A 16,807-nucleotide genomic window follows, 5' to 3' on the forward strand; every position below is an offset into this window, starting at 1 on the left:
GACGAGCGTGCACCGATTCCGGTGCCTTAGAAAATAAGCAAATGCTTGAAATTTGGGCGGGCTCGGAAAACTAGCCGAGGCCAAACAGAACGATCGCCGCAGCCGCCAGGCTGGCCAGAACCAGCAGCGACAATGTGGCGGCAGCACTTGCGCGCGGTCCGGCATCTGCGAGCTTGCGGATATCGACTTCGAGGCCGAGGCCGGCCATGGCGACGACGGTGAGCCACGTGGCGAGGTGCGCTGCACCGGCGGCGGCAGCGCCGGGGATCACGCCGCTGTTGCGGGCGATTGCGACTGCGAGGAAGCCGAGAATGAACCAGGGGACGAAATGCGCGAATGTGGCAGGGCGGGTAGGGCGCTTGCCGGTAGGCAAGCTTGGCGCCAGTGGATGCGCTTCGCCCTCACGGTTGATGATCGAGAAGCAAAGGACGACAGGGCCAAGCATCAGCACACGCACGAGCTTGACCAGGGTTCCGACCTGGACGGAAAGCGCGCTGAACGGCGAGGCCGCCGCCAGCACCTGCGGCACAGCGTAGACGGTCATGCCGGCCAGCACGCCGAAGCCATAGGGTGACATGCCGAACCAGCCACCGATCAGCGGCAGTGTGAGAACGACGGCGATGCCGAGGATTGCGGTAAAGGAGATGGCTGCGGCGACCTCATCGCCCTCGGCACCGATTGCCGGCGCAACGGCGGCGATCGCCGAATTGCCGCAAATGGCGTTGCCGCAGGCAATCAGCGTTGCCATCCGCTTGGGCAGGCCGAGCAGCCGCGCAATCAGATAACCCGAGACGATCGAAAGAAAGACGATGCCGACGATGCTGGCGAGCAGCACCGGGCCGCTTGCCAGGATCGCCTTGAAGCTGAGGCTCGCACCGATCAGAACGATCGCCGCTTCCAAAAGCAGTTTGGACGAAAAGCGGATGCCGGCCATCCAGCGATCACCCGGTGTCCAGAAGATACGCAGCAGCGCGCCGAGAAGGATCGCGATGACAAGCGCTTCCAGCCAGGGACGGCCGGTCCAGCTCGCCTCGAACCGTTCAAGGACGAAGGCGGCGAGTGCGACGAGGCAACAGAGGATCAGACCCGGCGCGATGCGCGTCATGCGGGAAATGACTGTGGTTGCCGGGGTGGTGGATATGGAATGCGATCTGGACATGACCGCAACTTAGTCCGATTGATAAATCAGTCTAACGGATTGTTCTTGTCAATCTGATCGCTTTTTGCGATTGATTTTCTATGACACTCGATCAACTTCGCATTTTTGTGGCTGTCGCTGAGCGCCTGCATATGACGCGCGCGGCCGAGGCCATGAACGTCACGCAATCCGCCGCAAGTGCGGCGATCGCAGCACTTGAAACGCAACACGACGTCAGGTTGTTCGATCGCATCGGCCGCGGACTGGCGCTGACGGACGCGGGAAAGGCGTTTCTGCCGGAGGCGAAGGCGGTGCTGGCGCGCGCTAGCGTGGCGACCGCCTGCCTCAACGACCTCTCACACCTGCGCCGAGGGACGCTCGCAATCGCCGCGAGCCAGACGGTGGCAAGCTATTGGCTGCCGGTGCGTCTCGCCCGCTTCACCCATGACTATCCGCATATCGACGTGAGGCTGACCGTGCGCAACACGGCAGTGGTTGCCGAGGCGGTCGAGGAGGGAACGGCGCAGCTCGGCTTTGTCGAGGGCAGGGTCGATGCGGAGAAACTCGACCATCGCAGCGTTGCGGTCGACCGGATCGCGATCTATGCGCCGCCTCGCCATTCGCTTGCCGGCAGGCCCGTCGATCTCGCAGCGCTGCTTGCTGCGCGTTGGGTGCTGCGCGAAGAAGGATCGGGTACGCGCGCCATGTTCCTGCAATCGATGCAGGCTCATGGTGCGGATACCGATCAGCTGAAGATCGAGCTCGAATTGCCGTCGAACGAGGCGGTGCTGACGGCCGTCGAGAGCGGTCCGTTCATCACGGCCGTCTCCAGGCTCGCCGCCCAGCCCTTCGTCGATAGCGGCCGGCTGGTCGAGTTACCGTTCGAGCTTGCCGAGCGCAGCTTCGAGCTGTTGACGCATCGCGACCGCCAGTTCAGCCGCGCGGCGCGCGCCTTCGTCGATCTGCTCTGACAGCCCTGTTGGCAGAGACGATTGCCATCTGATGCGGCTGGATTATCAATAGTCACCGCCGCTTGCGGCGCCCATGCCCTGCTTTCGCGAGAGGTGGCAATCGTGTTCGAAATCGTCGAAAGGCCCGCGCAGCGGATCGCCGGCTCCTTCTGGGAAGGGACCTTCGTCGAGGCGGCTGATGGGGCCGTGCGCCGGTTGATCGCGCAGATGCAGGAGCATCATCTGCGGCTGCATCCGAAGGATCACCCGACCCTCGTCGGCCTTTCCTGGAACGATCGCCTTGATGGCTTCCGCTATCTTGTCGGGTTCATATCGCAAACGGCGGAAACGACCCGCCACCCTGGCCATGTCGACCTCCCGGTCATGCGCTTCGTCAGCGCAATGCACCACCCTGATGATGGCGACGTCTTTGTTCACTATGAGCGCATGTTCGACTGGATCGAGTCGGAAGGCTTGGCGGTCGATACCAGCAGGCTGCACTACCGCGAGGAATACGATCCGGGCTTCGTTTCACTGTCGCTGTCGTCGCTGCGGCTGATGGTTCCCATTACGCCGCGCGTGACGGATGGCGCGTAAAGGGCGGGATATCACATTAAAACTTATGCATAATCCTGCCCACGAACCGGTTGCGATTTATAGACTCATGCAGCCGGCTGATCGTCACCATCAGAAAAATTGCTTTGACCATCAACGCCCCCGCGTCTATCGCGGCTGACCTCCCTTTGCCCGTTTGGATAGGTCAATGACGCTCGCCCGCCTGGCTCCGGCCATCTTCGTACTGCTCTGGTCGACCGGCTGGGTCGTCGCCAAATATGCGGCTGTCTATGCCGATCCGCTGACGTTTCTGGTGTTGCGCTATACGCTGGCGATCCTCCTGTTCATCGGCTTCTGTCTCGTGACCCGGGCAAAATGGCCGACGTCCCTTACGGCCGCTGCCCACGCGGTCGTCTCGGGCATGTTTTTGCACGGGCTCTATCTCGGCGCCGTCTGGTGGGCGATCGGGCAGGGCGTGCCGGCGGCAATTTCCGGGATCATCGCCGGGTTGCAGCCGCTGATGACGGCTGTTGCCGCCTCCGTCGTCATCGACGAGCAGCTGAGCGTTCAGCAGAAACTCGGACTGGTGCTCGGCTTTTTCGGCATCGCCCTTGCCGTGCTGCCGAAGGTGCTTGTCATCGATACCGGCGCCACGCCGATCCATCTGCTGCCGGTTCTCATCAACGTCCTTGGCATGGCCGCCGTCACCTATGGCACCCTCTACCAGAAGCGGCATCTGCAAAGCGGCGACATCCGCACCATTGCGGCGCTTCAGTATCTCGGCGCGCTGATCGTCACCATTCCGCTCGCCCTGATGCTCGAAGATCTTCACGTCACCTGGAACCTGCAGATCTTTGCAGCGCTCGCCTGGTCGGTGCTCGGGCTATCCATGGGCGCAATTGCGCTGCTGCTCTATCTCATTCGCCGCGGCCAGGTGTCGCGCGCGGCCTCGCTCATCTATCTCGTGCCGCCGCTGGCGGCCGTTCAGGCTTGGCTGTTCTTTGGCGAGGCGCTGACGTTGCCGATGATCATCGGAACGGTGATTGCCGTCGCCGGCGTCTACCTCACCAACCGTAAACAGCAGGCATAAAAAACGGCGGGCCGAAGCGACCCGCCGTTCTCAACTCTTTGTTTTCATGTATTTCCGGACGAAGCCGCTTCACACGGCTCGCCTGAAATGCGCGTGAAGGTCAGCCCTGCTGGCCGCGGTTGCCGCCACCGGCGCCACGACGCATGCCGCCCTGGCCGCCTTCACGGCGCTCACCGGCCTGGCCTTCCGGACGCGGGCCCTTGTTGCGCCATTCGCCCGGCTTCTGGCCGGGACGACCATGGTGCTTCTTGGGCTCGTGGTTGCGGTTGCCTTCCGAACGGCCTTCGGCATGGGCCTGGCCGGCCGGGCGCTGGCCACGGTGTTCCGTCTTCTGCGGACGGTCGTCGCGCAGGAGGTCGTCACCGGCAAAGCTGCTCGGAGCGAGTGCCGACTGGCGAGCCGGGCGCTCGCGGCGCGGGCGGGCTTCCTGGCGCTGACCGCCGCCGCCATTGCCGCGGTGCTGGCCGTTGCCATTGCCGTTGCCGCGACCGCCGCGTGCCTTGGACGGGCGAGCCTGGTCGGCAGGCGCTTCGCCGCTGGCGACAGCAATGTTGATGCCCATCAGTTTCTCGATGTCGCGAAGCAGGCGGATTTCGTCCGGTGCGCAAAACGCAATCGCAATGCCGTCGCGGCCGGCGCGGGCGGTACGGCCGATACGGTGAACATAGGCGTCCGGCACTTCCGGCAGGTCGTAGTTGTAGACGTGGGTGACGCCGGGGATGTCGATGCCGCGGGCAGCGACGTCGGTGGCGACAAGCACGCGAATCTCACCGTCACGGAAGGACTTCAAGGCGCGCTCGCGCTGGCCCTGGCTCTTGTTGCCGTGGATCGAGGCGGCCTTGAAGCCGACGTGGTCGAGATGCTTCATCAGCTTCTCGGCGCCATGCTTGGTGCGGCTGAAGATCAGCGACAGGCCATCCGGGTTCTCGGTCAGGGTCTTCTTCAGGATAACCGTCTTCAGGTCCTTGCCGGGAACGAAGTGAACATACTGTTCGACCTTGTCGGCAGCCTTGCCCGGAGGCGTAACCTGAACCTTGACCGGGTCGGTCAGGTACTCGCCGGCGAGTTCGGCAATCAGCTTCGGCATGGTGGCGGAGAACAGCAGCGTCTGGCGGTTCTTCGGCACGAGCTTGGAAATCTTGCGCAGGTCATGGATGAAGCCGAGGTCGAGCATCTGGTCGGCTTCGTCGAGCACGAGGTAGCGACCCTGGGTGAGCGTCACGGCCTTGCGGTTGATGAGGTCGAGCAGGCGGCCGGGCGTTGCGACCAGGATGTCGACGCCGCGGGCGAGCTGTTCGGTCTGCTTGTTGATTGACACGCCGCCGACGACAACGCCGATCTTCAGCGGGGACTTCTTGACGAACAGCTTGAGGTTGGCAGCGATCTGGTTGACCAGTTCGCGGGTCGGCGCCAGCACGAGGGCGCGGATGTTGCGCGGGTCGGGACGCTTGCCGTCGGCAACCAGCTTTTCGATCATCGGCAGGCCGAAGGCGGCCGTCTTGCCGGTTCCGGTCTGGGCGAGACCGATCAGGTCGTGGCCCTTCAACACCAGCGGAATGGCCTGCGCCTGGATCGGCGTCGGCTTTTCAAAGCCGTTGGCGGACAGGGTCTCCAGAATGTGTTCGGAAAGACCAAGATCTTTAAAGGTGGACAAATGCATATACCTTTTGGGGGCGCCAAACGCATTCGCCGGAACCGCAGTTTGCTGTTCCGGTGTCGTTCGGCGTCAAGAACCCCGCGTGAATTGGGAACTTGTGGGTTAAGAAAAAGTCGTCAAGCGCCTGTGCTGTCGCCGCTTACGGCGTATGGGTGCGCTTTTCCTTCTTCACGGCTTTCTGTGTTGCCGAGGGCGCGCTCACGCGGCGGCCTGAAGGTGACGCTGCGTCCATGTCGTCGTTTTGGCCCCAAAAGTCAAGGTCCATCTTTTCGCAGGTGCGAAATGAGGTAGGGTTATTCATCAACCGACAGCTGAAAATCAGCGTCGGCTGCCTCCTGGCCGTTGACGAGGATGACGACGCGATGGGCGCCGGGATAATAACGGCGGGTCGTGATCGGCCGGATGGCGTGGCGCTTTTCGATCTCCATCGTCGCACCCGGCTCCAGCGTCGCGGATGTCCATTTGAAAACCTTGGGCGAGGTCATGCCATTGGCTTTGCGGTGATGCACGGCGTAGTCGATCATGATTTTCTGGGCGGTCTTTGCGGTGTGCCTGACAGCCAGCTTGAAGACGAGGCTCTCGCCGAGCGTGATTTCCGGCCGGTCGAGCGAGAAAGCTGCGTCGATGCCTGCGGGTGCCGCAAAGCCGAAGTTCGAAAGGGCGGCCCCGTGGCCCTGCTTCAACAGCGTTCGCGACGCGTGGCGCAGCAGTTGCTGCCGTTCGGGCGAGGCGCCCGCCATGTGCTCGGCCACGAAGTCTGTCACCAGATCGGCGTGGTCCTTGGCGATGTCGTTGAGGCTGTTGGCGACCGAGCGGCGCACATAGTCCTCGGGATCGTCGATAAGGGACTTAAGGATCGGCAGGATCGGATGGGGATCGCGGATAAGTTTCGGCAGCCGCATCGCCCAGGGCAGGCGGGGGCGGGTGCCTTCACTCGCCAGACGCCTGACGTGGTGATTGGCGTCTGTTACCCAAGAGCCGATGATCGCGAGCGCCCGTTCCTGGTCCTGGTCGATGAACACGCGGATACCGAACTCGGAGGTGAAGTGCGGCGTCAGCGCGCGCAACAGTGACAGCGACAACTCGAAATCGCCAAAGCCGCGCGCGGCGACATATTGGCTGATGGGCAGCAAGGTCCAGCCGCTGAGGCCGGGTCGATCATCGTTTGGCAGGCAGTCGCGAAGGGCGGCTGCTGCTTGCGGGAAGGATTGCGGCAGGGTTTCGATCAGCCCATCGCGGATCTGAAGGGATCGCTGCATCAGTTCCAGCGTCTCGAGATTGTCGCCGGCAAGCGCTTCGAACCGCTCGCGGTCGAAGGTCGGGTGGACCGCGCTCAGGCGGTCTGCGATGGTGGTGACGACGCCCGGATGCAGCAGGTTCTTCAGTGGTTCAGCCATTGCTGGATCGTCTTTCTGCTCAGATCTGTTGCTCGACCGCAAAATGCTGCATCAGCATTACCGCGCTGATCGCTGCCATGTAAGGGGCGAAATCCGGGTCTCGGCGCACGCGCTCGCCGGCCGATTTGGCCGCATCCAGCGTTTCCCATTCGACCAGATCGGCGAGCATATCTGCCTTTTCGCAGGAGCCGACGGCACGCCAGGAAATGAAACCCGGATATTGCGAGACGGCCTGCATCGCCCTTTGACGGGCGGCCGCGGCGGCCGGCCTGTCCGCGACGATGCAGACGGCGAGTTCGAGGATGCTTTCGGTGGTCATGTCATGCTCCCTGTTGATTGCCGCTTGACTTAATCACAAGGCAACTGACAGCCTTATGGCCACAACCGCACTCGGACCTGCGATGGGATTGCGCCAATGAGACCTGCCGACCGGCTGTTTCGAATCATCCAGCTCATGCGGGCGACCGGCCGGGCGATGACGGCGCAGGAAATTGCCGAGAAGATGGAGGTCGCGCGCCGCACCATCTATCGCGACATGGAGCACCTGATGGCGTCGGGCGCGCCGATCGATGGCGAGCGCGGTGTCGGTTATCTCCTGCGCGAAAGCTTCGACGCACCGCCGCTCGCCTTCACCTTCGAACAACTCGAGGCGCTGGCCTTCGGCGCGCGGGCGGTTCAGATGCTCGGCGACAGCAGGCTGGCGCAGGCCGCGCGCGAAGCGATGGACAAGATCGAGCATGGACTTCCGCCCGAACACGTGACGCGATTGCGCAGCGCCCCGATCCGCGCTTTCCGCTCGGCGCTGCAGCCGCAGACGCCGCCGGTGCTCGGTGACCTGCGCCGGGCGATCACGCAGGAGCGAAAGGTGCGCATCGCCTATGAAAGCCTCGCCGATCAGAATTCGCAACGCACTGTCTGGCCGCTGGGCTTGAGCGTCTTTGGGCATCATTGGCTGCTGACCAGCTGGTGCGAACTGCGCCAGGATTTCCGGGATTTTCGCGTGGATCGCATCCGGGAGATGAAGGTCGAGCGCGATCATTTCCAGCCGTCACCCGAGCGCAGCTTCGATGCCTATCTCGCGCGCATGTGAAACGGCCGATACACCAAGAAAGTGCACGCATTTGACAAAAGGAATGGAACCGGATCGGCCTTCATCCGTTTCTATTACAGGCTTATTCTGGCCTGCCCACGAGCAACATCATTTCATGGGAGACAATCGTGCAAAACCGGACTTGGATACTGGCCGCGGATGGCAACACGGCGCGCTTCGTCAAGGGCGTCAACCTGCGGAAGGACGAACGTCAGCACCCGGAGGAGGAGGTGATCCACACCGATCCCAAGCGTGCCCAGGACATCATGGCCGACAAGCCGGGGCGCAGTCATTCCTCGGTCGGTCATGGGCGCTCCGCCATGGAATATAGCAGTGATCCGGTGCGCGAGGAGAAACACCGCTTTGCCGCCGATGTGGCGAGCAAGATCGAAGGCTATCTGAACGACAATGCCTTCGACAGCCTTGTGATCTGCGCGGCCCCAAAAACGCTGGGCGACCTGCGCAAGCTGCTGTCCGCCAATGTGAAGCAGAAGACAGTCGCCGAAATCGACCGCAATTGCGTGACGGTGCCGATCGAGCAACTGATCGCAACCGCCCGCTCTGCCGTCTACCCCTGAGGCTTTTCTTGCAATCTGAAACGCTGCGTCCCGTCAAAAATCTGTCGGGACGCCGCCTTCCTCCTTGCGTTTGGCAACGAAGGCGTCGAGTTCGTCTTCGATCGCCGGATCCAGCGGCGGTCGTTCGTACTCGTTGAGCTTCTGTTTGAAGACGCGATTGGCGTGGTCATAGGTCGTCGGTCGACCGGCCTCCGTCCAGGTCTCGAAATTGCGCCAATCGGACAGTATCGGCGAATAGAAGGCGGTCTCGTAGCGCTGCAGCGTGTGCAGCGTGCCGAAATAGTGGCCGCCAGGGCCGACATCGCGTACTGCGTCGAGCCCGAGCGCATCCTCGCTGACGTCGAGCGGCGTCAGGAATTCCGCCACCATCTGTAGCATGTCGACGTCGAGGATGAATTTTTCGAACGAGGCGGTCAGCCCTCCTTCGCTCCAGCCGGCCGCATGCATGATGAAGTTGCCGCCCCCTTGCGTCAGTGCCCAGAGCGACAGGGCGGACTCGTAGGCGGCCTGCGCATCGAGCGTGTTGGCGGCGTTGGTGTTGGAGGTGCGGTAGGGAATGTTGTAGCGGCGGGCGAGTTGGCCGCCGGCGATCACTGCCTTCATGTATTCCGGCGTGCCGAAGGCAGGTGCGCCCGTCTTCATGTCGACGTTCGAGGTGAAGCCGCCATACATGACAGGTGATCCCCGCCGCACCATCTGGGTAAAGGCGATGCCGCACAGAGCCTCGGCATTCTGCTGCACCAGGGCACCGGCGATCGTTACCGGCGCCATGGCGCCTGCGAGCGTAAAGGGCGTGATCACCACCACCTGATTGCGCGAGGACATTTCGATGATGCCCTGCAGCATCGGCGCGTCGAGGCGCAGCGGCGAGGAGGTGTTGATGATGGTGAAGAGCGACGGTTCGCGCTCCATCTGCTCCATCGAGACGCCGCGGCCGATGCGGGCTATCTCGATGCCGTCGGTGTTGCGCTGGCGGCCGAGCGAATAGACGTGAAAAACCTTGTCGGTGAGCTTCACCATGTCGGAGAGGCAATCGAGATGGCGCACGGAAGCGTGCAGATCGACCGGCTCGACCGGGTAGCCGCCTGTCGTGTGGATGATGTCGTAGGACTGGGCGAGCTTCACCAGCTTGCGGAAATCCTCCTGGTTGCCGGTGCGGCGGCCGCCTTCGCGGTCAGCCACGAAGGGTGCGCTGGCGATCTGGGCGAACACCAGATTGTTGCCGCCGATCGCAACGTTGCGGGCGGGATTGCGCGCATGCATGGTGAATGAGGAGGGGGCAGAGGCGATCATGTCCATGATCAGCCCGCGATCGAAGCGCACGCGGTCGGTGCCGGGAGTGACATCGGCGCCCGCCACCTTCATGCGCTCGCGCGCCTCCGGCAGGATGACGTCCATGCCGATCTCTTCCAGGATCGTCAGTGACGCCTGATGGACCGCCTCGAGCGCATCGTCCGATAGCACCGAGGATTTGCTCTGGGTATTGACGAGATTGAGATATTTGCCGCCTGAGGATTTTCGCGTGCGTTCACCGCCACGACCGCCCGGCCTGCGTCGCCGCTCAAGCGGGGAGGAGGATTCGCCTGCTGCAGCATCCGGAAACTGATCGTTGTTCATGAGAAACCCACCGCGTTGCCGATGGATTTCTGTCGCAGATTTTTGGCCTCGATGCCCCTGCCATTTGCGACAGTTCAGTTCTCTGGTGGAGTAAAGGCCGTCAAAACGTCTGTGGAGAGCGCCTCGCTGCTTCGCTCAGCGCTTGTCGCCGCGCAGCATCTCGCGCTTCCCGGCAAAGCCCTTGCGCTTCTCGACGGCAAAGCCGGTAGCCTGAAGATTGCGGCGAACGAAGCCGGCTGCGGCATAGGTGGCAAAGCTGCCGCCGGGTGCTGTCCTGTCGAACACAAGCCGCATCAGCTCTTCCGACCACATGTCGGGGTTGCGCGACGGTGCAAAGCCATCGAGGAACCAGGCATCGAAGCGCTCCGTCGCCTTGCCGAGGCCATCAAGCGCGGCGCCGCAGACGACGGTCAGGCGAACGCCGCCGCCGAAATCGATCTCGATCCTGCCGTCGTTCGTCGCTGGCCAGCGATCGGTGAGAGCAAGTCGTTCTGCATCGATCTCGGGCCAATGGGCGAGCGCCCGGGAGATTTCCTCCGCCTGCATCGGAAACCGTTCGAAACTGACGAAGTTCAGCGTGCCGCCTGTCGCCGCCGCTTTCCATTGTCGCCACGTCTCGCAAAAATTGAGGCCGGTGCCGAAGCCCAGTTCGCCAACGGTGAAGGCTCCGCCGGCGGCCCAGCGTTCGGGCAGGCCGTTGCCGGCGAGGAACACGTGCCCGCATTCGAGCCGACCGTCGGTGCGGCAATAAAAGTGATCGCCAAATTCCCGGGAATAGGGCATATCGCCCTCGTGCCAATCGAGGCTTTGATGGGCCGGGGGCTGGTTCGGTTCTGCGGCGGATCCTGTCATTAGATGGCGATAATCCCACCACCGGAGAAGGTCAATCGATGAGCGAAGTTTTGGTCGTCGGCGGCGGCATCATGGGGCTTTGGGCAGCCCTTATGGCAGCACGGGCCGGCATGGACGTCTGTCTGGTCGAAGGGCGCCACATCGGTGCCGGCGCCAGCGGCGGCATCCTCGGCGCACTGATGCCGCACATGCCGGACAAATGGAACACCAAGAAACAATTCCAGTTCGACGCGCTGGTGTCGCTCGAAAGCGACGTCGCAGCGCTCGAGGCCGAAACCGGACTTTCGGCAGGCTATCGCCGCAGTGGCCGGATCATGCCGCTCGCCAAGCAGCATCTGCGCGAGATCGCCCTTCGCCACGAGCAGGATGCCCTGCAAAACTGGCAGGCCGGCGACCGACGATACTTCTGGCATGTGCGCGACGAGCTGCCGTCCGGCTCGCTCGGCGCGGAGGCAGCTGCCTGCGGACTGGTGTTCGATACGCTTGGCGGACGGCTTGCTCCGCGCCAGATGCTGGCGGTCCTGCGGGCAGCCCTGGCGCAACTGCCGAACGTGCGGATTGTCGAGGGAGCCGGCGTGCGGGCCATTCATCCGGGGCCGGGCCGAGCCGAACTCGATGACGGCGTGGACATCGCCTTCGGCCATTGCATTCTTGCCGCCGGCGTCGGCAGCTTCCCGCTGATCGACACGCTGTGCGGTCCCCTCCACGAGCCGAGCGGAACCGGGGTCAAGGGACAGGCGGCATTGCTTCTGGCTGACGTCGACCCGCAATTGCCCGTCATCTTCACCGATGGCGTCTATATCGTCGCCCATGACGACGGGCATGTCGCCGTCGGCAGCACCAGCGAGAACAAGTACGCCGATCCGCTGTCGACGGATGAACTGCTGAATGAGTTGCTGTTGCGTGCCGAATTGCTGGTCCCAACCTTACGCGGGGCGAAGGTGGTCGAGCGCTGGGCCGGCATCCGGCCGAAATCGGCTGGTCGGGAGCCGATGGTCGGGCGCCATCCGGACCACGAAAACCTGTCGGTTCTGACAGGTGGCTTCAAGGTGAGCTTCGGCATTGCCCACCGCCTCGCGCGTTTTGTCGTCGACGAAATCGCAGGTCAGCCGACGATTGAAGTTCCGGATTCCTTCCTGTGCCGGAATCACATAGCCGCACTTCGCGAGAAACATCTCTAGGGCGACGGCAAAATAAAGGCCCCGCCGCTGGCGGAGCCTCGTGTGTCAGGAATACCGTACAGCCGATACTTACATCCAGTAAGGCGGTACGCCGTAATAATCGTAGACGCGGCGTCCGTTATCGCTGTTCCAGTCGTATTCCTCGTTGCCGTGATATTTCGGCGCTCGCTCGACCTGTTCGCGAGTCACATCGGTACGATAGCCGCCGAGGCTCTCGTCATAGGTCAATTTCGCCCAGGGCAGCGGATAGTGATCTTCGCCGATGCCGAGAAAGCCACCGAAACCGAGCACGGCATAGGCCACGCGACCGCTGCGCTTTTCGATAACGACGCGCTCGATCGAGCCGATGTGCTTGCTGTCGGCGCCATAGACCTTCGTGCCTTCAACCTTGTCGCTGGCGATCAGGTCGTGGGTTTCCTTGATCCTGGCGTCCTGAAGGTTCGCATTGTGATAGGTCACGCTTCTTCTCCATCGTTGTTTGCTACCTCAAGGGAACGGCTGTCGGGCGGGATGGTTCCGAAAGAGTTCGGGTCACAACCTTGGGTGCGATCCCCAGGCATGCCCCGTTTACTTCGTCAATCTGTCACGCAAATCACCTAAGACGCGGGCAGTAGAGCGTCGCGTTTCCTCGGGAGACATAGTTGACGCTCTCAAGGTTTTGAACCTGCGCCGCGCCCTGGTGACGATCGAGATCGGTTGTCGCGGGCAAGTGCCAGAACGGATTTCCGGAGCATGCACATGCGCTACGCCATTTGTTTCACACCGCCGATGGCCGATCCGCTCTCAACGGTTGCCGCAAGCTGGCTGGGTCGCAACGTTTACTCAGGCGAGCCTACCGAACTGCCGTCGATCTCCGGATTGACCGCATCCGAGATTGCCTTCCATACGGCCGTTCCGCGTCGCTTCGGCTTTCATGCGGTGGTGATGTCGCCCTTCAGGCTTCACCCTGATATGGACGAAGCGCAGTTGCTCAAAGCTTTGATGCACTTTGCCGGTGCCCAGACGCCGTTCGAAATCGAGAAGTTGGAAGTCGCCCGGCTTGGCCAGTGCTGGGGGCTGATGCCGCAGATCCCCAGCACGGCGATGCATCTGCTCGCCGCCAGCACCATCCAGGAATTCGACCCCTTCCGCGCGCCGCTGAGCGAAGACGAGATCGAGCGCTCAGACCCGGACCGGTTGTCTGCGCCGCAATTTTCCAATCTGCATCGTTGGGGCGATCCTCACGTGATGGATGAATATCGCTTCCACATGATGCTGACCGGGCCGCTCAATCAGGACGCGATGCGCCGCATCGAGACGCCGTTGCGCGATCTGTTCGAACCGTGCCTGGTGGCGCCGCTGACGATTGGCAGCCTGGCGCTGTTCGTCGAGCAGGAATCGGGCGCGCCGATGCGCGTCCACTCGCAGCACCCGCTCGGCAAGATCTCTGCGGCCAAAAGGGCGGACCGGATCAAGCGGGCGGCAGCCGAGGCGACGCTTGCACCGAGCCCGGTTCCGCCCTTGTCGCGGATGGTTGCGGCCTTGATGGCCGGCCGCTAACCGTCTGCACTGACGTCATTTTGTCTCGACAATCCGGTCGGCAATGATACCGTTCCGGAAAACTCGAAGGGTGATTTGATGTCTGAGACTACCTATCCACGCGACCTCGTCGGCTATGGCCGCAACCCGCCCAAGGCAAACTGGCCGGGTGACGCGCGTATCGCCGTGCAGTTCGTGCTCAACTACGAAGAGGGCGGCGAAAGCTGCATCCTTGACGGCGACCCGGCATCCGAGAACCTGCTTTCCGAGATTGTCGGCGCGCAACCCTGGCCGGGCCAGCGCAACCTCAACATGGAATCGATCTACGAATACGGTTCCCGCTCCGGCTTCTGGCGGCTCTGGCGCATGTTCACCAGTCGCGACGTACCGCTGACGGTCTATGGCGTGACGCAGGCGATGGCCCGCAATCCGGAAGCGGTCGCGGCCATGAAGGAAGCGGGCTGGGAGATCGCCAGCCACGGTCTGCGCTGGCTCGAATACAAGGATTTCCCGGAAGAGGTGGAGCGCGAGCACATCCGCGAAGTCGTGCGGCTGCACACCGAACTGACCGGCGAGCGCCCGCTCGGCCTTTACCAGGGCAAGCCGTCCAACAACACGCTGAAGCTCGTTCTCGAAGAGGGCGGGTTCCTCTATTCCAGCGACAGCTATGCGGACGAGTTGCCCTATTGGGTTCCGGGTTTGACGGCCGACAAGCCGCATCTGATCATCCCCTACACGCTCGACGCCAACGACATGCGCTTTGCGACGAACCAGGGGTTCAACTCCGGCGACCAGTTCTTCACCTATCTCAAGGACACGTTCGACGTGCTCTACGAGGAAGGCAAGGAGGGCGACGCCAAGATGATGAACATCGGCCTGCACTGCCGCCTGGTCGGCCGTCCGGGCCGCGCTGCCGCACTGGCGCGCTTCATCGACTACGTCATGTCGCACGACAAGGTCTGGGTGCCGCGGCGCATCGATATCGCCCGTCACTGGTACGAACACCACAAGCCGGAAGGGGCTCTCTGATGTCCGATCGCGACGCCTTCGTCAGCCGCTTCGGCGGCGTGTTCGAGCATTCTCCCTGGGTTGCCGAACGGGCTTACGACCGGGCGGCCGCGACGGGACTTTCAGCCGGTAATGTGCACTCGGCGCTTTGCCAGGCCTTTCGCGCCGGACTGCCGCGCGAAAGGTTGGCGGTGCTGCGGGCGCACCCGGATCTTGCCGGCAAGCTGGCGATCGCCGGCAAGCTGACGGCGGATTCGACCGCCGAGCAGGCGTCTGCCGGGCTCGATCGGCTTTCGGCCGAGGAGCACGGCCGGTTCACGGCGCTCAACGAGGCCTATACGCAGAAATTCGGCTTTCCCTTCATCATCGCGGTCAAGGGCCTGACGAAGAACGACATTCTCGCCTCGTTCGAAAGACGCATTGACAATTCGACCGAAGAGGAATTTGAGACCGCCTGTGCGCAGGTGGAGAAAATCGCTCGTCTGCGGCTGCAATCCATGCTTCCAGGAGACGAAAATGCCTGACTTGCCCGTTCGCACTCTGCTCTCATCACTACGGAGGGTAGTCGAACCGGATCATGCCGAAACCGCCGGCAAAGAGCGCTGCGGGGCGACGGCCTGATGTCGCGCATTCTTTCGATCGAGCCCCTGAAACAGGACGCTTTCGCCCCGTTCGGCACGGTCATCGAAGCCGATCCGGCATCGATGCGCTATATCAACGGCGGCAACACCGAACGCTTCCACGGCCTGGCGCGCGCCGACGTCACCGGCGAGGGCGCCAATGTCATCATCAACATCTTTCGCGGCCAGCCGCGTGCCTTCCCCTACACGGTCGCGATGATGGAGCGGCATCCGTTCGGCAGCCAGAGCTTCTCGCCGCTCGACGACCGGCCCTGGCTGGTGGTCGTTGCCGAAGACGAGGGTGGCCGACCGGGCGCGCCGCGGGTGTTCCGGGCGAACGGACGGCAGGGCGTCAATTACGGCCGCAATGTCTGGCACCATCCGCTGATGTCGGTCGGTGCTGTCAGCGACTTCATCGTTGTCGACCGGGAGGGCCCGGGCAACAATCTAGAAGAGTATTTCTACGAAGAGCCCTTCGTCATCGAAAGCGCGAGCTGAAGGAAGAGACGCGATGAGCAGCACCGGCCGCCTGACCACCCACGTCCTCGACACCGCGCTCGGCAAGCCGGCCGAAGGCCTGCGCATCGATCTCTACTGGCTCGAAGGCGAGGAGCGGCAGTTGATCCGCACCGTTCATACCAACAGCGACGGGCGGGTCGATGGGCCGATGGTGGAAGGCGCCAGCTTCATGGCCGGCAGCTACGAGCTGGTCTTTTTTGCCGGCGACTATCTGCGCCGTGTCGGCGCTGACCTGCCGGAGCCTGCCTTTCTCGACCTGATCCCCTTGCGCTTCGGCATCGCCGATCCGGCCAGCCACTATCACGTGCCGCTGCTTCTTTCGCCCTACGGCTATTCGACCTATCGCGGCAGCTGAGTTCAGACGCACGCATGTTCGCGGGATAAGTTCAAAACCGTCGCATTGATCGGAATTGTGTGCGACGATTTTGAAACTCACGAGGGAAGTTCGATGCGTTTCGTCAATCCCATCCCCTTCGTCCGCGACATCGATCGATCCAGGGACTTTTACCGGGATACACTCGGCCTGACGGTGTTGGAAGATTTCGGAAACTTCGTTCTCTTCGAGACCGGCTTTGCGATCCACGATGGGCGCTTGCTGGAACAGACGGTGTGGCGGGAAGTCTCTCCCACGGAAGAACCCTATGGGCGAAGGAACATGCTGCTCTACTTCGAGCATGAGGATATCGAGGCCGCCTTCGAAAGCATTGCGCCACAGGTGGAGCTGATCCACCCGATCGAGCGGCAAGCCTGGGGGCAGCGGGTGTTCCGCTTCTATGACCCCGACGGGCACGCAATAGAGATCGGAGAGCCGCAAACGCTTGGATCTTCGGGCGGCGTAGATCAATCCTAGAGCGTTTCCGAATTATCCGGAATCGCAGAAACGCTCTATCTCTTTGTTTTTACGCATTTCCGGACAGAAAACCGCTACGCACTTTTCTTGGAAATGCTCTAAGAGTTGCGACTGGACCGCCCTTCTTGACGGCTCGCCGCAAGAGCTGATCGCATAGGTTCGACCGATGCGATCAGTTTTGAAGCTG

19 protein-coding genes are annotated in these 16,807 nt (G+C 62.5%); 12 read left to right on the plus strand and 7 right to left on the minus strand.

Annotation, left to right across the window (positions count from 1 at the left end; genetic code table 11):
* Nucleotides 1-70: 70 nt before the first annotated feature.
* The gene (locus tag BLJAPNOD_RS08815; RefSeq protein WP_115419546.1) at nucleotides 71-1,159 is read right to left on the minus strand and encodes a YeiH family protein; all 1,089 of its coding nucleotides are present in this window, start codon (nucleotides 1,157-1,159) and stop codon (nucleotides 71-73) included.
* A gap of 80 nt (nucleotides 1,160-1,239) precedes the next feature.
* Here BLJAPNOD_RS08815 and BLJAPNOD_RS08820 point away from each other — a divergent pair, with 80 nt between their 5' ends.
* From BLJAPNOD_RS08820 to BLJAPNOD_RS08830, 3 genes are all read left to right on the plus strand, one after another.
* Nucleotides 1,240-2,109 carry a LysR family transcriptional regulator gene (locus BLJAPNOD_RS08820; RefSeq protein WP_115419547.1) on the plus strand — a complete coding sequence of 290 codons (870 nt, stop codon included), beginning with the start codon at nucleotides 1,240-1,242 and terminating at the stop codon, nucleotides 2,107-2,109.
* Between the two features lie 102 nt (nucleotides 2,110-2,211).
* A complete protein-coding gene (locus tag BLJAPNOD_RS08825; protein ID WP_244610901.1) occupies nucleotides 2,212-2,685 on the plus strand; it encodes a GyrI-like domain-containing protein in 474 nt (157 codons plus the stop codon).
* 166 nt (nucleotides 2,686-2,851) lie between these two features.
* On the plus strand, nucleotides 2,852-3,733 hold the full coding sequence (locus BLJAPNOD_RS08830) for a DMT family transporter (RefSeq protein WP_115419549.1): 882 nt from the start codon (nucleotides 2,852-2,854) through the stop codon (nucleotides 3,731-3,733).
* 100 nt (nucleotides 3,734-3,833) lie between these two features.
* Here BLJAPNOD_RS08830 and BLJAPNOD_RS08835 read toward each other — a convergent pair whose 3' ends face one another.
* The 3 genes from BLJAPNOD_RS08835 to BLJAPNOD_RS08845 all read right to left on the minus strand — a co-directional run bounded on the left by BLJAPNOD_RS08835 (nucleotide 3,834) and on the right by BLJAPNOD_RS08845 (nucleotide 7,106).
* The gene (locus BLJAPNOD_RS08835; protein ID WP_115421208.1) at nucleotides 3,834-5,387 is read right to left on the minus strand and encodes a DEAD/DEAH box helicase; all 1,554 of its coding nucleotides are present in this window, start codon (nucleotides 5,385-5,387) and stop codon (nucleotides 3,834-3,836) included.
* 296 nt (nucleotides 5,388-5,683) lie between these two features.
* Nucleotides 5,684-6,787 carry a DNA alkylation repair protein gene (locus BLJAPNOD_RS08840; RefSeq protein ID WP_115419550.1) on the minus strand — a complete coding sequence of 368 codons (1,104 nt, stop codon included), beginning with the start codon at nucleotides 6,785-6,787 and terminating at the stop codon, nucleotides 5,684-5,686.
* Between the two features lie 19 nt (nucleotides 6,788-6,806).
* Entirely contained in the window at nucleotides 6,807-7,106 is a 300-nt protein-coding gene (locus BLJAPNOD_RS08845; RefSeq protein WP_077503352.1) for a hypothetical protein, read from the minus strand.
* Nucleotides 7,107-7,202: 96 nt separating this feature from the next.
* On the opposite strand from BLJAPNOD_RS08845, the gene BLJAPNOD_RS08850 reads away from it, so the two are divergent.
* Entirely contained in the window at nucleotides 7,203-7,877 is a 675-nt protein-coding gene (locus BLJAPNOD_RS08850) for a YafY family protein (protein WP_115419551.1), read from the plus strand.
* A gap of 128 nt (nucleotides 7,878-8,005) precedes the next feature.
* Nucleotides 8,006-8,455, plus strand: coding sequence for a host attachment protein (locus BLJAPNOD_RS08855; protein ID WP_115419552.1), 450 nt, complete (start codon nucleotides 8,006-8,008; stop codon nucleotides 8,453-8,455).
* Nucleotides 8,456-8,488: 33 nt separating this feature from the next.
* On the opposite strand, the gene BLJAPNOD_RS08860 is transcribed toward BLJAPNOD_RS08855, so the two are convergent.
* Nucleotides 8,489-10,072 carry a trimethylamine methyltransferase family protein gene (locus tag BLJAPNOD_RS08860; protein ID WP_077503355.1) on the minus strand — a complete coding sequence of 528 codons (1,584 nt, stop codon included), beginning with the start codon at nucleotides 10,070-10,072 and terminating at the stop codon, nucleotides 8,489-8,491.
* Between the two features lie 135 nt (nucleotides 10,073-10,207).
* Entirely contained in the window at nucleotides 10,208-10,924 is a 717-nt protein-coding gene (mnmD, locus tag BLJAPNOD_RS08865) for a tRNA (5-methylaminomethyl-2-thiouridine)(34)-methyltransferase MnmD (protein ID WP_115419553.1), read from the minus strand.
* Nucleotides 10,925-10,962: 38 nt separating this feature from the next.
* On the opposite strand from mnmD, the gene BLJAPNOD_RS08870 reads away from it, so the two are divergent.
* Nucleotides 10,963-12,105, plus strand: a complete 1,143-nt coding sequence (locus BLJAPNOD_RS08870) for an FAD-binding oxidoreductase (protein ID WP_115419554.1) — start codon at nucleotides 10,963-10,965, stop codon at nucleotides 12,103-12,105.
* A 69-nt stretch (nucleotides 12,106-12,174) separates the two neighbouring features.
* Here BLJAPNOD_RS08870 and BLJAPNOD_RS08875 read toward each other — a convergent pair whose 3' ends face one another.
* The gene (locus BLJAPNOD_RS08875; RefSeq protein ID WP_115419555.1) at nucleotides 12,175-12,564 is read right to left on the minus strand and encodes a PRC-barrel domain-containing protein; all 390 of its coding nucleotides are present in this window, start codon (nucleotides 12,562-12,564) and stop codon (nucleotides 12,175-12,177) included.
* A gap of 279 nt (nucleotides 12,565-12,843) precedes the next feature.
* Here BLJAPNOD_RS08875 and BLJAPNOD_RS08880 point away from each other — a divergent pair, with 279 nt between their 5' ends.
* The 6 genes from BLJAPNOD_RS08880 to BLJAPNOD_RS08905 all read left to right on the plus strand — a co-directional run bounded on the left by BLJAPNOD_RS08880 (nucleotide 12,844) and on the right by BLJAPNOD_RS08905 (nucleotide 16,620).
* Complete coding sequence (locus BLJAPNOD_RS08880; protein WP_077503359.1) at nucleotides 12,844-13,644, plus strand: DUF1045 domain-containing protein; 801 nt, start codon at nucleotides 12,844-12,846, stop codon at nucleotides 13,642-13,644.
* 78 nt (nucleotides 13,645-13,722) lie between these two features.
* A complete protein-coding gene (gene puuE / locus BLJAPNOD_RS08885; RefSeq protein ID WP_115419556.1) occupies nucleotides 13,723-14,652 on the plus strand; it encodes an allantoinase PuuE in 930 nt (309 codons plus the stop codon).
* On the plus strand, nucleotides 14,652-15,155 hold the full coding sequence (gene uraD, locus BLJAPNOD_RS08890) for a 2-oxo-4-hydroxy-4-carboxy-5-ureidoimidazoline decarboxylase (RefSeq protein ID WP_115419557.1): 504 nt from the start codon (nucleotides 14,652-14,654) through the stop codon (nucleotides 15,153-15,155). Before puuE ends, uraD begins: the two co-directional genes overlap by 1 nt.
* Nucleotides 15,156-15,251: 96 nt before the next feature.
* Nucleotides 15,252-15,749 carry an ureidoglycolate lyase gene (locus BLJAPNOD_RS08895; protein WP_115419558.1) on the plus strand — a complete coding sequence of 166 codons (498 nt, stop codon included), beginning with the start codon at nucleotides 15,252-15,254 and terminating at the stop codon, nucleotides 15,747-15,749.
* A 13-nt stretch (nucleotides 15,750-15,762) separates the two neighbouring features.
* Nucleotides 15,763-16,125, plus strand: a complete 363-nt coding sequence (gene uraH, locus BLJAPNOD_RS08900) for a hydroxyisourate hydrolase (protein WP_077503363.1) — start codon at nucleotides 15,763-15,765, stop codon at nucleotides 16,123-16,125.
* Between the two features lie 93 nt (nucleotides 16,126-16,218).
* Nucleotides 16,219-16,620 carry a VOC family protein gene (locus BLJAPNOD_RS08905; protein ID WP_115419559.1) on the plus strand — a complete coding sequence of 134 codons (402 nt, stop codon included), beginning with the start codon at nucleotides 16,219-16,221 and terminating at the stop codon, nucleotides 16,618-16,620.
* The last annotated feature ends 187 nt before the right edge of the window (nucleotides 16,621-16,807 follow it).

Source organism: Ensifer sp. M14 (assembly GCF_003355565.1).
GTDB lineage: Bacteria > Pseudomonadota > Alphaproteobacteria > Rhizobiales > Rhizobiaceae > Ensifer.

Excerpts from the sequence above, each read along its gene's own strand:
- BLJAPNOD_RS08840 (WP_115419550.1), bottom strand. The coding sequence starts at position 6,787 with ATGGCTGAACCACTGAAGAACCTGCTGCATCCGGGCGTCGTCACCACC.
- puuE (WP_115419556.1), top strand. The coding sequence starts at position 13,723 with ATGTCTGAGACTACCTATCCACGCGACCTCGTCGGCTATGGCCGCAAC.
- BLJAPNOD_RS08870 (WP_115419554.1), top strand. The coding sequence starts at position 10,963 with ATGAGCGAAGTTTTGGTCGTCGGCGGCGGCATCATGGGGCTTTGGGCA.
- BLJAPNOD_RS08815 (WP_115419546.1), bottom strand. The coding sequence starts at position 1,159 with ATGTCCAGATCGCATTCCATATCCACCACCCCGGCAACCACAGTCATT.
- BLJAPNOD_RS08895 (WP_115419558.1), top strand. The coding sequence starts at position 15,252 with ATGTCGCGCATTCTTTCGATCGAGCCCCTGAAACAGGACGCTTTCGCC.
- BLJAPNOD_RS08830 (WP_115419549.1), top strand. The coding sequence starts at position 2,852 with ATGACGCTCGCCCGCCTGGCTCCGGCCATCTTCGTACTGCTCTGGTCG.
- mnmD (WP_115419553.1), bottom strand. The coding sequence starts at position 10,924 with ATGACAGGATCCGCCGCAGAACCGAACCAGCCCCCGGCCCATCAAAGC.
- uraD (WP_115419557.1), top strand. The coding sequence starts at position 14,652 with ATGTCCGATCGCGACGCCTTCGTCAGCCGCTTCGGCGGCGTGTTCGAG.
- BLJAPNOD_RS08850 (WP_115419551.1), top strand. The coding sequence starts at position 7,203 with ATGAGACCTGCCGACCGGCTGTTTCGAATCATCCAGCTCATGCGGGCG.
- BLJAPNOD_RS08880 (WP_077503359.1), top strand. The coding sequence starts at position 12,844 with ATGCGCTACGCCATTTGTTTCACACCGCCGATGGCCGATCCGCTCTCA.
- BLJAPNOD_RS08820 (WP_115419547.1), top strand. The coding sequence starts at position 1,240 with ATGACACTCGATCAACTTCGCATTTTTGTGGCTGTCGCTGAGCGCCTG.
- uraH (WP_077503363.1), top strand. The coding sequence starts at position 15,763 with ATGAGCAGCACCGGCCGCCTGACCACCCACGTCCTCGACACCGCGCTC.
- BLJAPNOD_RS08860 (WP_077503355.1), bottom strand. The coding sequence starts at position 10,072 with ATGAACAACGATCAGTTTCCGGATGCTGCAGCAGGCGAATCCTCCTCC.
- BLJAPNOD_RS08905 (WP_115419559.1), top strand. The coding sequence starts at position 16,219 with ATGCGTTTCGTCAATCCCATCCCCTTCGTCCGCGACATCGATCGATCC.
- BLJAPNOD_RS08845 (WP_077503352.1), bottom strand. The coding sequence starts at position 7,106 with ATGACCACCGAAAGCATCCTCGAACTCGCCGTCTGCATCGTCGCGGAC.